At 62.3% G+C, this 15,691-nt stretch carries 14 protein-coding genes; 5 read left to right on the top strand and 9 right to left on the bottom strand.

The genetic code is table 11. The features are described 5' to 3' along the window. Positions 1-3 precede the first annotated feature (3 nt). On the top strand, positions 4-1,797 hold the full coding sequence (locus PSH73_RS08660) for a Gldg family protein (protein WP_120732378.1): 1,794 nt from the start codon (positions 4-6) through the stop codon (positions 1,795-1,797). A 21-nt stretch (positions 1,798-1,818) separates the two neighbouring features. On the opposite strand, the gene PSH73_RS08655 is transcribed toward PSH73_RS08660, so the two are convergent. The 3 genes from PSH73_RS08655 to PSH73_RS08645 form a co-directional block, all read right to left on the bottom strand. Continuing rightward, positions 1,819-2,127 (bottom strand): class I SAM-dependent methyltransferase, encoded by a 309-nt coding sequence (locus tag PSH73_RS08655; protein ID WP_120732376.1) that lies wholly within the window; start codon positions 2,125-2,127, stop codon positions 1,819-1,821. A gap of 247 nt (positions 2,128-2,374) precedes the next feature. Continuing rightward, entirely contained in the window at positions 2,375-2,809 is a 435-nt protein-coding gene (locus tag PSH73_RS08650; protein WP_057439195.1) for a DoxX family protein, read from the bottom strand. A 104-nt stretch (positions 2,810-2,913) separates the two neighbouring features. Continuing rightward, positions 2,914-4,335, bottom strand: coding sequence for a transglycosylase SLT domain-containing protein (locus tag PSH73_RS08645; protein ID WP_057958921.1), 1,422 nt, complete (start codon positions 4,333-4,335; stop codon positions 2,914-2,916). Between the two features lie 235 nt (positions 4,336-4,570). On the opposite strand from PSH73_RS08645, the gene PSH73_RS08640 reads away from it, so the two are divergent. The 3 genes from PSH73_RS08640 (at position 4,571) to PSH73_RS08630 (ending at position 7,459) form a co-directional block, all read left to right on the top strand. Beyond that, positions 4,571-5,377, top strand: a complete 807-nt coding sequence (locus PSH73_RS08640; protein WP_057958920.1) for a TatD family hydrolase — start codon at positions 4,571-4,573, stop codon at positions 5,375-5,377. Between the two features lie 96 nt (positions 5,378-5,473). Further along, positions 5,474-6,955: a methyl-accepting chemotaxis protein gene (locus tag PSH73_RS08635; protein WP_198792389.1), complete on the top strand. Its 1,482-nt coding sequence runs from the start codon at positions 5,474-5,476 to the stop codon at positions 6,953-6,955. A 141-nt stretch (positions 6,956-7,096) separates the two neighbouring features. Beyond that, positions 7,097-7,459: an Mpo1-like protein gene (locus PSH73_RS08630; RefSeq protein ID WP_057439198.1), complete on the top strand. Its 363-nt coding sequence runs from the start codon at positions 7,097-7,099 to the stop codon at positions 7,457-7,459. A gap of 7 nt (positions 7,460-7,466) precedes the next feature. Here PSH73_RS08630 and PSH73_RS08625 read toward each other — a convergent pair whose 3' ends face one another. The 3 genes from PSH73_RS08625 to PSH73_RS08615 form a co-directional block, all read right to left on the bottom strand. Beyond that, entirely contained in the window at positions 7,467-8,264 is a 798-nt protein-coding gene (locus PSH73_RS08625) for an acyl-CoA thioesterase II (RefSeq protein ID WP_305462239.1), read from the bottom strand. A gap of 101 nt (positions 8,265-8,365) precedes the next feature. After that, a complete protein-coding gene (locus PSH73_RS08620; RefSeq protein WP_305462237.1) occupies positions 8,366-9,127 on the bottom strand; it encodes a CHAD domain-containing protein in 762 nt (253 codons plus the stop codon). Positions 9,128-9,222: 95 nt separating this feature from the next. Then, the gene (locus PSH73_RS08615; protein ID WP_057958916.1) at positions 9,223-9,501 is read right to left on the bottom strand and encodes a hypothetical protein; all 279 of its coding nucleotides are present in this window, start codon (positions 9,499-9,501) and stop codon (positions 9,223-9,225) included. Between the two features lie 216 nt (positions 9,502-9,717). On the opposite strand from PSH73_RS08615, the gene PSH73_RS08610 reads away from it, so the two are divergent. After that, on the top strand, positions 9,718-10,755 hold the full coding sequence (locus tag PSH73_RS08610; protein ID WP_057958915.1) for a patatin-like phospholipase family protein: 1,038 nt from the start codon (positions 9,718-9,720) through the stop codon (positions 10,753-10,755). An 851-nt stretch (positions 10,756-11,606) separates the two neighbouring features. Here PSH73_RS08610 and PSH73_RS08605 read toward each other — a convergent pair. From PSH73_RS08605 to kdpC, 3 genes are all read right to left on the bottom strand, one after another. Beyond that, the gene (locus PSH73_RS08605; RefSeq protein WP_057439201.1) at positions 11,607-12,305 is read right to left on the bottom strand and encodes a response regulator; all 699 of its coding nucleotides are present in this window, start codon (positions 12,303-12,305) and stop codon (positions 11,607-11,609) included. 49 nt (positions 12,306-12,354) lie between these two features. Next, positions 12,355-15,006 (bottom strand): sensor histidine kinase KdpD, encoded by a 2,652-nt coding sequence (locus tag PSH73_RS08600; protein WP_057958913.1) that lies wholly within the window; start codon positions 15,004-15,006, stop codon positions 12,355-12,357. A 126-nt stretch (positions 15,007-15,132) separates the two neighbouring features. Continuing rightward, positions 15,133-15,678 (bottom strand): potassium-transporting ATPase subunit KdpC, encoded by a 546-nt coding sequence (kdpC, locus tag PSH73_RS08595; protein WP_057439203.1) that lies wholly within the window; start codon positions 15,676-15,678, stop codon positions 15,133-15,135. Positions 15,679-15,691: the final 13 nt, after the last annotated feature.

Here is a 15,691-nt window from a genome sequence, read left to right as displayed (position 1 = left end):
CCCATGAGGAACCTTATAAACTTCGGCGTGACGTTGAGCGTCATCGCCCTGCTTTTTCTCGCCTTCAATCTGGTATGGGTACTGAAACTGCCCAACTATCGACTGGACCTTTCAGAGAAAAAAATCCACACCCTGTCACCTTCGACCGACGCCCTGCTCGCGGCACTTGAAACCCCCATGGATTTGTATTTTTTCAATGGGAGCCATCCCCGCAAAAGTGACGCCCTGAACAACCATGGCGAGTACATTGCCCTGCTGCTCAAGGCCTATGAAAGTGCGTCGAAAGGCAATGTTACGCTGCACCTGATTGATCCAGCCCCCTTTTCAGAGGACGAGTACAAGGCTGAGTTACTGGGCCTGGATAGCCAGCAAGGACTGTTTGGACTCATCGGCACCCGTGCCAACCATGAGCCGCAGAAAATCGAACGATTCGACCCCGCCCAGGCGAGTTTCCTGGAATATGAGATCAGTCGCCTGATCCACAACGTCGCCCGCGAGGAGCAACCCACCATCGGCCTGATCTACGGATTAGCCATGGACGGCAACCTGAATGGACGCACCCAGGAAGCCACGCCGCCGTGGCAGTTATTCAAGGAAATACGCAGCCAGTTCAATCTGATGACCCTGGGCAGCGACACCTCGCGCATCCCCGCTCACATCAAGACCCTGATGGTGGTCCAGCCCTCTCGGCTGCCGGAACAGGCACTTTTTGCCATTGACCAATTTGTCCTGGCAGGGGGAAAGCTGATGATGTTTGTCGACCCCTTGAACGATCAGGACTCAACCGCCGACACCACCGGCCTGCAAACCCTGCTCGCCGCCTGGGGCGTGCAGATGCCAGCGAATAAGGTATTGGCGGACAACCTCTATGCAACGCCGGTGGTCGTGACCAGCGGCCAGCCGCCCGTGCGTCATCCCGGGGCGCTCACCCTGCCCCGAGAAGCGATGGCGCAACAGGACGTCAGCACCTGGGGCGTTGACAGCGTGACACTGTTGAATCCAGGCACACTCGTGCCGCTGAAAAAAAGCCGCACCACATTCACCCCGCTGCTCCAGAGTTCCGGGCAGGCCAGTACGTTCGATGGGGTACGCTTCACTCAACCGGACGAATTCGCCTCCATGATTGGCGAGGCCGTCAGTCGTGGCCGGCCGAATGTGATCGCAGCCCGTATCGAAGGGCCCGCCTACTCCGCATTCCCTGACGGCAGCAATGGCCAGAAGGCCACACTGCAAAAGGCGACCAATATCCATGTAGTGGTGGTCGCCGATATTGACATGCTCAGCGACCGCGTCTGGCTGGCCGCACGCAATGCCAACGGACAGAAAGCGCGGCGCCCGGGCAATGCCCGGTTTGTCTTGAATACATTGGATAACCTGGCGGCGCCCGACACCCTGAGTGCTATCAGCCCTCGTGCAAGCGACCGGCAACAGCCCGGGTTGCTGGACAGGCTGCGCCACGAGGCTGCGCAATCCTACCGAAAAAAGGCTGCCCTGATGGAGCAACGGCTGGCCCAGACGGAAAAGGAATGGCGGTTGCTGAACACGCCGTCCTCCATGCTGGAGACTCAGGCCATCTCTTCAAATACGCTGTTGCAAGCGCTAAACAAAGAACGCCTGCGATTACGCATGGAGCTTCACACCCTGGAAAAAGAAGCCTACAAGAGCGTCCGCCGGTTGGAACTCGCTGTGGTGGTGCTCACGACGATCACCGTGCCACTGATAGTGAGCCTGCTGGGCCTGGGGATCTTTATCTCGCGTCGCCGTCGCCAACATCCACCTGCCGCAGCGTTCTACTGAACGTGGTTCTCTAAGCCTCGATTAACGCCGGGTAATCAAACCCTGGCGCGCCACGCGGGTCAGGTGGTGAATAAACTCGTTGGCATCCTCAGCGTTCGGCGCCTGGATTACCGCCAGGTCAAAGCCGTTTGTGGCAAAGCGCGCCAGGGACTCGCCATCTTCGACAAACTGGATCAGGAACGCCGAAGGTCGGCCAGTCCGCCGGGGCCAGCCATCCAGGTAACGCAGCAACGTCGGCTGGTGCTTGCCGCCAAGGAGAATTTTCGGATTGCGTTGAGTCAGGCCCGCAGTGATCGGGGCCAGGCGTACAAGAGGTCGTAGTGCATTCATCGTGTCGTGTCTCTGCCTCAAAAGTCTGCGGGCAGGTGAGAGGCAACACCGAACCAGCGCTTTAGCGGTATTTCGAAACCTGGAGCAGGCTTCTGTCGGGACTGCAGCGAGTCCCTGTGGCGCCCCGCAATTAGCTGTTTAAATCGGCGCATGCAGCATCCTAGAGAAGCCGGTGGGGCAGTGTCAAGAATCCCGTACAACGAAAAAGGCCCGCGCGAGGCGGGCCTTTAACAGGTGAGCTGCGCGATCAGTTGGCGATGGCGCGGTCGGCAGACAGCTTGCCAGCACCTTCAAACAGCACCGCCACTGTGCCGCCCAGCAGCGCCAGGGCGAACTCATAGCCGTTGTTGGCCATGAACAAACCGTTGCTGATATGCACCGAGAAAATCGCCACCAGCGAGACGATGGTCAACCCCAGCGCCGCCGGGCGTGCCAGCAGGCCAATGATCAGCGCCAGGCCGGCGAAGAACTCAGTACCGCCCGACAACAATGCCATCAGGGTACCCGGGGCCAGGCCGATGCTCTCCATCCACTGCGCCGTGCCCGCCAGGCCGCCGCCGCCAAACCAGCCAAAGAGTTTTTGCGAACCGTGGGCGGCAAAAATGATACCGACAAAAATCCGCAGGACGGTCAGGCCATAGCCGGCACGGGTGGACAGGAGGTTTTTGATCATTGGGCTCATATTGCTAATCCTTTTCGATGAAGGGGGTTGGTTGGCCGCTATATTAATCAGTTTAGATAATGATAAAAGCCGAAAAAAGCGCTAATCAATATCTAATAATTAGATTATTTGCGTGAGACGATCTTGGACGTCACCGGCTCCAGGGAGTCCCGTTCCCGATCAAAGGCCAAGTAGTACTTGTTCACGCTATTAACATAGCTGACGCCGCCCATTCCGACCTGCTCCATGGCGATGCGCTCGACCTGGAAGAACCACTGATTAGGGTTCAAACCCCGGCGGCGCGCCTCGGCACGCATGCCCTGCACCCGCTCCGGCCCCATGTTGTAGGCCGCCAGGACGAACGCCATACGCTCGCGCTCGTTCAGCTTGGGGCTGGCGAAGAACTTGCGGCGAATCAATGCCAGGTAACGCGCCCCCGCCTGCACATTGCTGTCCAGGGTCTGGATATTGTTGACTCCCACCCTTTGGGCCGCCGAAGGGGTGATCTGCATCAAGCCCGTCGGCCCGCTGCCGCTTTTCGCGGCGGGGTTGAGGGACGATTCCTTGAAGGCCAGGGCCGCCAGGTTCAGCCAGTCCATGCCTTGTTCCCGGGCGTGTTTCTGCAGGACCGGGCGCAGTTTCTCCAGGCGCTGGCGATCAGCCCGCGCCAAGGGGTAGCGCACCTGATAGAGACGACGATAGATGCGCTGGAAGGCCACGTCCTGGTCCGACGGAGTCTTGTAGGTTTTCAGGAAGCGGTCGATGCTCGCCCGCAGCATCGAGGCATCCTGGCGCACGAACCAGTACTCTTCGCCCGGCTCGCTGATCGCCACTTGCTTGTCGAAACGCAGCTTGGGCAGGATCTTTGACCAGCGCTCGGCAATCGGCCGCTCGACAATGGTCAGGCGGAAGATCCCCGCCTGGACCATCTCCAGCACATCTTCCACCGCCAGGCTGGGGTCTACCCATTCCACCTTGACCGGCGGCAGCTTGCGCAGTGCCAGCTTCTGATTGATCTGGTTGACCGCCTCCCCCGCTGCGCTGCCCGTGGTCAGGGCCAGGGTGCGCCCAGACAACTGCTCCAGCCGGGTAAACCGCCGCTCGCCCTTGAGGCCCACCAGCCACAGCGGCACGTCGCTGGCAATCGGATCACTGCTGCTGATCTTGTGCGCCCCCGTCGTATCCAGCAGTTCGCCGGGCGCCACCAGGTCACCCTCACCACGGGCCAACGCCCCCAGCAACTGATCCTTGGCTTTGGGAATGATCTTGAGGTTGATTTCCTGGCCGTCGCGGGCGCGGCCGTTGAGGTAGTGTTCGAAGGCGCGCAGGCGGTGGTACTCAACGCCAATCGACTGGCCCTGGACTTCACCGGAACTGTTGCGGCTCTGGTTGACCAGCACCCGCAAGGTGCGGCTGCTGCGGATTTCTGCCAGGTCACGGACTTTGCCCGACTTGGTCACTTCCAGCGGCCCGTCCAGGCGCGCAACCGCCGCCGTGGGCAGCAGCAGCGTCAGGCACACCATAAGCAATGCCGAGGGTCGGATCATCCGCTCTCCGGAAAGAACAAGGCCCCATGCACCGCGAAAAACGCCGCATTGGGGGACAGAAACAGAGCGCCAGAGGCGCAGACTTTGGGCGCAAGGGTGGCACAGCAGCAGGCCTTCGGCCAACCACGGTGTGACTTGCGACGTTCAAAGACAGCGATAACTCGTTGTAGTTCTTGGTTTTTCTTATAAATCTACAGCTCTGATAGACTTTCCGGCCGCAGGCGGAGATAGCACCATGCAACTCATTGATATTGGCGTCAACCTGACCAACTCCAGTTTCGACGACAAACACCAGGCTGTGCTCGACCGCGCCTATGCCGCCGGCGTGGGCCAATTGGTTGTCACCGGCACCAGTGTGCAAGGCAGCGAACAGGCCCTGGAGCTGTGCCAGCGTTGGGACCAAAGCGCCCGACGGCTGTTCTCCACCGCCGGTATCCACCCCCATAGCGCCAGTGATTGGAACGCCGACAGCGCCCGGCAACTGCGTGACCTGCTCAGCCAGGAGCGGGTACGTGCCGTGGGTGAATGCGGGCTGGACTTCAACCGGGACTTCTCGCCCCGCCCCCAGCAGGAAAAGGTCCTCGAAGCCCACCTGGCACTGGCCGTCGAATTGCAACTGCCAGTGTTTCTCCACGAACGGGACGCCAACCAGCGCCTGCTGGAGATCCTGCGCGATTACCGCGATCAACTGCCCGCCGCCGTGGTGCACTGCTTCACCGGCGAACAGCGCGCGCTGTTCAGTTATCTCGATCTGGACCTGCATATCGGCATCACCGGCTGGATCTGTGACGAACGGCGTGGCACGCACCTGCACCCACTGGTCAGGGAAATCCCCCGGGGCCGCTTGATGCTGGAAAGCGATGCGCCCTACCTGCTGCCACGCACCCTGCGCCCCAAACCGAAGAACGGGCGCAATGAGCCGGCCTATCTGCCGGAAGTCTTGCGCGAAGTGGCCCTGCACCGAGAAGAAAGCCTGGAAGACCTGGCCCAGCACAGCACCGCCTGCGCCCGTGCGTTTTTCGGCCTGCCTGTGCCGGATTGACGCGGTGCATTGACCCATATCAACACCCCTTTTCCGGATAGCGGCACAATACTGGCACCTTGCCAATACTGTTTCCGCTATCAGAGAAAACCTTCCATGGGTGCCTGGCTTAGCAATATCTCGCTGAAGTACAAATTCTGGGCCGTGAATGCGGTCGCTTTCATCACCACGCTGCTGCTGGTGCTGTATGCCGTGCAGCTTGAACAACAGGCCCGCAGCCATGCCGCCCAAGCCTCGGCACAAGCCCAGGGCCGCTTGCTCAGCGCCTGGCCGGCCGGGCAGCCGCTGCCCCAGGGCGAGCACTGGCTGGCGTTTGCCCGGGGCCAGGCGCCCGAGTTGGCGGACCAGGACCTGTCAGCCCTGAGCGAAGCCAACGGTTGGGTCGAGTTCAATCATATGCCGCTGTTCGGCGAAAACCCGTTGCTGGGCGCCGAAGTCATCTCCCGCGCCGGTGGCCAACAAGTCGCCGTGCTGGCCTATGCGCCGAGCCTGAGCCAGGTGTTTACCGAGCGCTTTACCAACTACGCGGTGGCGGTGCTGATCCTGATGCTCGCCATGCTCTGTGCCTCGCAACTGTTGATCCGCTTTTTGCTCGCCCAACTCAACACCTTGAAAGACGTGATGCTGCACGTTGAGAAAACCGGCGACCTCTCGGCCCGCGTGCCCCTGGCGTGCAAGGACGAGGTCGGGCAGATGGCCAGTGCCTTCAACGCCATGCAGGCCGGCTACCAGCGGGTGGTCAGTACGGTAGCGCGCACCGCCAAACTGTTGGATGACGGCGCGGCACGCCTGGCCAGCAGCATGAATGAGGTGCAGCACGGCATGCTCGGCCAGCAAAGCGAGACCGATCAGGCGGCGACCGCGATCAATGAAATGACCGCCACCGTGTATCACATCGCCCAGCATGCCGGTGCCACTCGCGATTTGTCCCAGACCGCCGACACCTTGGCCGGCAGCGGTCAGGAAGTGGTAACCCGGGTTCAGCGCTCGATTGCCGGGTTGTCCACCGGTGTGCAGCAAACCGCAGAAATGATCCAGAAGCTGGCCGAGGACAGCCAGAAAATCAATGGCGTGGTCGGCGTGATCCACAGCATTGCCGAACAGACCAACCTGCTGGCCCTCAACGCCGCCATCGAAGCGGCCCGCGCCGGGGAAATGGGGCGCGGCTTTGCGGTGGTGGCCGACGAAGTGCGCAACCTGGCCAAGCGCGTGCAAAGCTCCACCGATGAAATCACCCGCATGGTCTCGGCCCTGCAGGCCGGCACCCGGGATGCGGTGGACTTTATGCAGGAAAGCTCGTTCAAGGCTGACGACTGTGTGCAACAGGCCCAGGAAGCCGGCGCTTCACTGGCCGAAATCACCAGCGCCGTGGCGCAGATGCGCGAGAGCAACACGCAGATTGCGGTGGCTGCCGAGCAGCAGAGCCATGTGGCCGAGGAGATGAACCGCGCGGTGGTGAGTATTCGCGATGTCACGGAAAACACCGTGCAACAGACCGTGGATTCGGCGACCACCAGCAATGAACTGGCAACCCTGGCCGGCGAGTTGAGCAAGGCCATCGGCCAACTCAAACTGTGACGTTTGACCGATCAGCCAGCGCCTGCCGCTGGCGGATCGATCAAAACGCTATAACCCCCATAGCCAACCCCAATTCGCCGCCCCTGCCCGCCCGACCTAAACTCTGTCCATCGAGTTTCAATGGACAGAGGATTTATCATCATGGGCAAACGTCACCCCAATCTCCCTGCCTGGCAATGGCGCGCCTACCCGCAGAACCATCAGCACCCGACCAACCTGGTGCTGCACCTGATTGCCGTGCCGCTGTTCATCGTCGGGTTTCTGCTGATTGTGTCCGGCGTGTTCAGCCTGAGCCTGGCCAGTTTCGCCATCGGTGTGGTCGGCGTACTCGCCGGCCTGGCGCTGCAACGCCACGGTCATAGCCTGGAAGCCCAGGCCAGCGAGCCGTTCAGTGATCGTAAAGATGCAGTGCAGCGCCTGGTGGTCGAGCAGTTCGTGACCTTTCCGCGTTTTGTCCTCAGCGGTGGCTGGTGGCACGCCTGGCGTCAGCGCCACCGCCACTGAGGCCGGGTCAGGCGAAGACCACCACCGTCTGGCGGCTGATAGCGATCAACTGGCCGTCAGGCCCCCACAACATCGCGGCAGCATGACCGTAACCGTCACGGGCATGCTCGATATGGACGTGGTACTGGCACCAGTCCAGGGTCGTCAACTGTGCCAGGGGCTGGATGAATTCGATGGTCCAGGTCAGCGTGCTGCCGGGTGCCGGCCTCTTCAGGTGCGGTAAGAGCGCCGGCGGCCAGGCATCCACCAGCGCGAGGATATGGGCTTCGGTCAAAGGCTCTTCTTTCACATCCCCCCGCAAGCGCACCCAGCCACCCATTTCCCGGGATTTATTGCCGGTGAACGGCAAGCCACCGACGCTCCAGCGCATCGCCAAGTGGCGCATGAACTCAGGCGTCACGCCTTTGATATAGGGCAGTTCCTGGCACTCGTCCCAATGTTTGAAAGTCGGCGCGGGCAAGGCCGGCACGTCGATCTCTGAAGGCCGCGATGCGCCGAAGCTGGCCTGGGCCAGGGTCATCACTTCACCGTCCTGCACCACCCGCCCCAGCAACTGGCTGACGGCCTTGCCTTCGCGCAGTACTTCGACTTTATAACGGGCGGAGACGTCGGGCGCCACGGGCCCGACAAACGTCACGGCCAACGAACGCAATGGGCGATCAGCCGGCACCTGGGCGCGCAACGCTTCGTATTGCAAGGCGGCAACCAGCCCGCCAAACGTGGCGCGACCCTGGGCCCACTCGGCCGGAATAGACACGTCCAACGGGTTGTTACGGGCAGCGTCGAGCAAATCACTAAAGCGCATGGCGACCTCACATCAAGAAAACCGATGAGCGATCTTAACCAGCGCGCCAGCCCGGTACAGCACTTATTCCGGCCAAATACCCAGACAGATAAGCCGCAGGCTCAGAAACAATCCGCCGCCAGCTTGTCGAGTACCCGATCGGCTTTGCCTTCAGCTTCGGCCATGGTCCGATGCCAGACTGCAACGCAAGGTTGCAAGTCTGCCTGGAGACTGGCTTGCGCCAACCATTGCCAGCAGTCGTGCCAATCGCCCAGGGCGCCTTGGGCGGACTTGAGACGGGACATGGCCTTGGCCGGTACCTGGCCCAATTGCGGGTAGGCCTCGGCCGCGTAGCGCACGCGCTTGATCAACAAACGCAGGCGATGGCGGTCGTGGTCGGGATCGTGCAACGCCACCTCGAGAGCCTGCCATTGTTTGCCCAGGCGTTTTTCGATACGGGCGCGCAGGCGCTTGAGTAGTTTTTGATGCTGGGAGGCGCGGATAAATCGCGGAAAGGCGGCCATGATCTGCAACAGCTGCGCCAATTCCGCGCTCTGGGCCACCTGCCGATAAGTCTGCGGCTGCTGGCGCAGACGCCGGGCCGCCGCTTCGTGATGGCCATGTTGCTGCAGGTAGGCCGCCAGCACTTCGCGGTCGCGCAGTGGCGTGGTCAATTGGCCGACCGCGCTGGCGGCGGCCTCCAATTGCTCGACGCCGGGCAGCCCGCGCAAAGGGCGCAACAGGCTGCGCAGGCGGCGCACGGTGGTGCGCAGGTCGTGCAGCGCCTCGTCATCGGTCACCGCCGCCAGGCGCGCCTGACAACTCAACAATCCGACTTCCAGGCCGATGACCTGGGCGACTAACTGATCCACCAACGCCGACATGCTGTTTCCCCTGTCAAACAACCGCCATACACCCGCACAAAACAGGCGCCTGGGACCACCTTAACCACTCCAACAACGCGTTACGCTGACGCGGATCAACGGCCCGCGCGCGACTCACGAATATAGAAACGGGCTTTTTGCGCTTTGCTGGCACAGCCTTCGAACGCTTCGAATTGCTGCTGGGTCTTGGCGCCAGTCAGCAACGACAGGGCCTTGGAATAGCTGACCGTACCGGCAAAACCTTCGGCCTTGGCCAGGTCCAGCTCGTGCCACGCGGCATCCAGCTGGCTGCCGCAGCTATCGCGATAGGCCGTTTTGCCGGCACAACCGGCCAGGGCCAACACAATCACAGGCAAACACATCCAGGCTTTCATCAATGACACCTCAAGAAAAGAAAACAGTCGTGGGATGTAGACGTTGCCTACATCGAAAAGTGCCTTATCACACAGCCTGAAATGCCCAGCGCCGATAGACAAAGCATACCCGAGCAAATAGCTCGGCTTACGAAAATTATCGTTCTGCTCCGCTAGGATTGAAGCAGCCCCCTGCTTGGGTGCATTGTGGACAGCTGTTTTACGAAGGATCCAGTCATGAAAAAACGCGTTGCATTGGTCCTGGGCTCAGGCGGAGCAAGGGGTTACGCCCATATCGGGGTGATCGAAGAGATCGAAAAACGCGGCTATGAAATCGCCTGTATCGCCGGCTGCTCCATGGGGGCAGTGGTGGGCGGGATCTATGCCGCGGGCAAACTGCAGGACTACCGGAACTGGATCGAAAGCCTGGACTATCTGGACGTGCTGCGCCTGGTGGATGTGAGCTTTCGCCTGGGGGCGATACGCGGCGAAAAAGTCTTCGGGCAGATCCGCAAGATCGTCGGTGAGATCAATATCGAAGACCTGCGCATTCCCTACACGGCGGTCGCCACCGACCTGACCAACCAGCAGGAAATCTGGTTCCAGGAAGGCTGCCTGCACCAGGCGATGCGCGCCTCGGCAGCGATCCCCAGCCTGTTCACTCCGGTGATGCAAGGCAACCGCATGCTGGTGGATGGCGGCCTGCTCAACCCGCTGCCTATCGTGCCGGTGGTGTCGAGTCATTGCGACCTGATCATTGCGGTCAACCTCAACGCCACCAACCAGAAACACTACAGCCTGCCGGTGATCCAGCGCCCGCCTGCGTTCAAGAGCCGCTTCGACAACCTGGTACGTTCACTGGGTTCCCATCTGCCGTTTCGGCGCAAGCAGGCCGAACAATTATTGTTGCTGGAACAGGAAGCGCTGCAGGCGCAGGCCGCCGATATCAACCCCTGGCTCGAAGGCGCCGAGCCGGAAGCCCAGCAACCGGCCGCAGCCCCGGAAACCGCTGGCGCCCCCAAGTCGGCAACCGGTTCGTTCATCATCGACAACGTCGGGCCGGCGTCGCTGCTGGATTTGATCAACCAGAGTTTCGAGGTGATGCAGACGTCGTTGGCCCAGTACAAAATTGCCGGCTACCCGCCGGATGTGCTGATCAACGTACCCAAGCGCGTGTGCCGGTTCTTCGAGTTCTACAAGGCGCCGGAATTGATCGCGCTGGGGCGGGAGATTGCCAGCGATACGCTGGATCGGTATGAGAGTGAGCAGAGTTGAGATCTTCGCTGGGGCTTGAGGCCCTATCGCGGCATGGGTATCTACACAGCTCTTTCGTGGTTCTTGGGGTTGTGTACATATCCGTTGCTGCGGTCACGGCGGCTATTGGTTCCGCCCTTACGGCGGCTCACTTTTGGAAAAGAGCCCGGAGTGCCGGCCCAGCCAAAAGTAACCAAAAGGGCTCTTACCCCACCACTCGGCACCTCGCCTAGGCTCGGTGTGCCCGTCATCCGACATTGATTTGGGGGGCAGCGTGGTTTAACGGGGCGCCTAAGATCAAAATCACAAGCAAAGCGAGGCGGCCTGACAGCCGACCTGATCGCCGAAGCGTGCGCGTACCCTTGTGGGAGCTGGCTTGCCTGCGATGACGGTGTCTCAGCCAATACATTTATCGACTGATACACCGTCATCGCAGGCAAGCCAGCTCCCACAGGGGGAATGGAGCTTCGCGCCCCGGCTTTGGCATTGCTGTTGCTGTTGCTCTGCTTTTGATCTGGCTTTTGATCTTGATCTTGGGCGCCCCGTTAAACCACGATGGCCGCAGCCAGGTATTGCGCAGTGGGCACCCCGGCATGGATGCCGGGGTAGCCGCGACACGGCCAGGGATGGCCGATCGCGGCGGGCCCACGGAGCAATGCCTGACTGCGGGCATGCCGAGCCTAGGCGAGGCACCGAGTGGTGGGGCATGTAGCGTTTTGCTTACTTTGGCGCTTCTCCAAAGTGAGCCGCCGTAAGGGCGGAACCAATAGCCGCCGTAACCGCAAAAACGGATATGACACAACCCCAAGAACCACGAAAGAGCTGTGTAGATACCTATACCGCGATGCCGCCGGCCCAGCAACCACAATCCCTCAGCCCTCAGCAGCCCCCAACAACCGATACCCCACCCCCGCCTCGGTCACGATAAAACGCGGCTGGGTCGGGTCATCCGCCAGCTTCTGGCGCAAGTGCCCCACCACAATCCGCAGGTAGTGGCTGTCTTCGGTATGAGTCGGGCCCCAGATATCCTTGAGCAACTGCTGCTGGGTAATCACCCGCCCAGGGTGGCGCGCCAGTTGCGCCAGCACCGCGTATTCCTTGCGGGTCAGGGCCACGTCGACACCCTCCAGCAGCACCCGCCGATAAGCCAGGTCGACCATCAGCGGGCCAAACTGCAGGGCGGCCTGCTGCGCCTCGCCGGTGGGCGCCTGGCGCAACAGCGCACGTACCCGGGCGAGAAACTCCTGGATGCCAAACGGCTTGGTCACGTAATCGTTGGCCCCACCGTCCAACGCCTGGACCTTCTGCCCTTCGCCGGCACGTACCGACAATACCAGCACCGGGGCCGTCGACCATTCGCGCAACTCGCGCAGCACCTGTTGACCGTCCATGTCCGGCAGGCCCAGGTCCAGCACCAGCAGGTCCGGCTTGCTCAAGGCCGCCTGGGCCAGCCCTTCGGCGCCGGTCCCGGCCTCGATTACTTTGTAGCCCTGGGAGGCCAGGCTGATGCGCAAGAACTTGCGGATCTGCGGCTCGTCATCAATGACCAAAATCGTCGCAGTCTGGTTCATGGTGTTCCATCACAATCACTGAAAAAAGTTAAGAGTAGCGCACCGCGTCTCACGCTTCACTGTCCGGGCTCGGCTGGGTCTGCAACGGCAGGAACAGGGTGATGCACGTGCCCCGCCCGTCGATGCCATCGGTCACGCTGATATGCCCGCCGTGGGCGCCGACCATACCCTGGCAGATTGCCAGGCCGAGCCCGGTGCCCTGCCCGCCCCGGTCGCCCCGTGCGGCGGTGTAGAACATATCGAAAATCTTCGCCCGCTCTTCCTCGGGAATACCCGGACCTTCATCACTGACGGAAAAAAACACCGCCTGCTCGGCGACGCCAGCACGCAGTTGCAAGCGGCCATGGGGCGGTGAAAAACGCGCGGCGTTTTCCAGCACATTGACCAACGCCTGCTCGATCAAGGCGGCATGCACATACAGCAATGGCAACTCTGGCGGCACATCGGTACTCACCTGCAACGGCGCCAGCACTGCACGCAAACGGCCGAGGGAGCTGCCGACGATATCGCCGGGCGACACCCAGTCCCGCGCCAGCTTCAAGGCGCCATGGCCGAGGCGGGTCATGTCCAGCAGGTTCTGGATATAGCGGTCCAGGCGCTCGGCTTCGTCGCGGGTGCCTTCCAGCAACTCGCGGCGATCTTCCAGGGGAATGGCTTCGCCCAGGGCCAGCAGGCTGTCGATGCTGCCGCGCATGGAGGTCAGCGGCGTGCGCAAGTCATGGGACACCGAGGCCAGCAAGGCACTGCGCAGTTGCTCGGTCTCGCCATGCAAACGGGCGGCCTCCAGGTTCTGCGCCAACTGGGCGCGGGCCAGGGCCTGGGCCAATGGCTGGCTCAAGGCCGTGAGCAGGCGCCGACGTTGGCCACTGAGCTCCAGGCCAGCTTTGGGGCTGACGCCGAGCAGGCCCAGCGGACCGTTTTCAGCAGACAACGGCCACCACCACCAACGCCCAAACGGCAAGGTACCGGTGCCCATGCCCGCTGGCTGGTCGTGCTGCCAGGCCCAGTCGGCGGCGGCGCGCTCGGCCTCGGTAAAGATGAGTGGCCCGCCGGTCTCGACCTTCCACTCACCGGGCCCGTCGCGATTGACCAGGCACAACTGCAAATCGCTCCAGCCCTGCAGATGATGAGCCGCTGCGCTGATCACCGCCTGGCGATCAGTGGCAGCGGTGAGTTTGCGCGACAGGTCGAGCAGTTCGCTGGTTTCTTCCTGGGTGTCGCGCAGGGCCTGCAATTGCCGACGCTGGCGGGCGGCGAGGTTGCCGGTCAGCGCCGCCATCAGCAGGAAGAACAGCAAGGTCAGCACATCTTCTTCACGCTGGATAGCGAAGGAGAAATTCGGCGGAATAAACAAAAAGTCATAGGTCAGGAACGACAGCGCAGCGCAGGCCAATGCCGGACCCAGGCTGCTGCGCACCGCCACCAGCAGCACTGCGGCGAGGAACACCAGAGAGATGTTGGGCAGCGGCAGGACACTCGACACCGCCCACGCCAACGCACTGGCCAGCACCGTTGCCAGCAGCGCCAGGGCGTAATCGAACCACACTAGGCCACGCACATCGGGCAAACGCGGCGCGGCGGGTGTTCCATCGCTGTCGAGGATATTGATTTCCAGGCCCCGGGCATTGCGCAACAAACGCGCCGCCAGGCCGCCACCGAACAGCCGGCGCCGCCAGCGCGGGCGCGACTGCCCCACCAGCACCAGGCTGGCACGGCGCTCGGCAGCATGCTGGATCAGGGTCTTGGCCACCTCGCCGGCACGCAGCAACACCACTTCGCCACCCAGACGCTCGGCCAGTTGCTGGGCATTTTGCAGCCTCAACCGAGACTGTTCGTCACGCACCCGGCCGTTGTCCACATGCACCAGGCTCCAGGGCAGATGCCGGCGCTGGGCCACACGGCTGGCGTGACGCACCAGGCGTTCGGCCTCGGCGTCGCCATCCACCCCCACCAGCAAGCGCCCGCGCACCGCGGGCGCGGCCTGGCCCAATTGCCGGTAGCCCTGGGCCAGATCGTCATCGACGTGCGCGGCGGCAGTCTGCATCGCCAACTCGCGCAGGGCCATGAGGTTGGTCTGGGTAAAGAATGCGTCGATGGCCGCGCGCGCCTGCTCCGGCACATAGACCTTGCCGTCGCGCAGGCGCTCCAGCAGCTCGCGGGACGGCAGGTCGATCAGCAGTAACTCATCGGCTTCCTGCAAGACCCAGTCCGGCAGGGTTTCGCGCACCTGCACGCCGGTGATGCCACGTACCTGATCGTTGAGGCTTTCCAGATGCTGGACGTTGACCGTGGTGAATACGTTGATGCCGGCGGAGAGCAGCTCCTGAATGTCCTGCCAGCGCTTTTCGTGGCGGCTGCCGGGGGCGTTGCTGTGGGCCAGTTCGTCCACCAGCACCAGCTTGGGCTTGGTGGCGAGCAAGCCGTCGAGGTCCATTTCTTCGAGCATCACCCCACGGTATTCCGAGCGCAGCAGCGGCTGCTGGGGCAAGCCACTGAGCAAGGCCTCGGTCTCGGCACGGCCATGGGTCTCGACCACCCCGGCCACCACTTTGACGCCCTGGCGCAACTGGGTGTGGGCGGCCTGGAGCATGGCGTAGGTCTTGCCCACGCCCGGTGCGGCACCGAGGAATACCTTGAGCCGGCCACGGCCGTGCTTGGGTAGGTCGGCTAGGAGGGCGTCGGCGCGGCCGGAGTCACTCATGGGGCAGTCTTCTTTCAGTTAGGGATGTTGGGTACATGCAGCCGCCATCGCGGGCAAGCCCGCTCCCACATCCGGAATGCATTCCAAGTGTGGGAGCGGGCTTGCCCGCGATGGCGGCGCAACGGTCTACAACTTTTCCAGCGCCATATTCAGCGCCAGTACATTCACCACCGGCGGCCCCACCAGCGGCTGTTCGATATGCTCGTCCATCAAGCGCTCCAGGGTCGACACCGGCAACTGACGTGCCGCCGCCACCCGCGCCAGTTGATAGGCAATTGCCTGCGGTGGCAAGTGTGGATCAAGACCGCTGCCGGAGGTAGTCAAGAGTGCCAGGGGCACCGGGCCCTGGCCGGGGCCCTGGATTTTCGCGGCGTCGTCAAACACCCGCGTTGCCAGCGCCGGGTTGCTCGGGCCGAGGTTGCTGGCACTGCTGGACACGGTGGCAAACGCACCCGCCGAAGGCCGCGAGTGGAACCAGCGCTCGCCGGTAAATTCCTGGGCAATCAGGCTGGAACCGCGCACCTTGCCTTCGGCGTCACGCACCAGGCTGCCATTGGCCTGGTCGGGAAAGGCCACCTGGGCGACGCCGGTCACTACCAACGGATAGGCCACGCCCGTGATCAGGGTCATCAATACCAACAGGCTCAAGGCCGGACGGATCATGCTGGACATTTCATCTTCCTCA

The organism is Pseudomonas sp. FP2294 (genome assembly GCF_030687625.1).
Lineage (GTDB): Bacteria > Pseudomonadota > Gammaproteobacteria > Pseudomonadales > Pseudomonadaceae > Aquipseudomonas > Aquipseudomonas shahriarae.
This window is presented reverse-complemented; position numbering and strand designations above follow the sequence as displayed.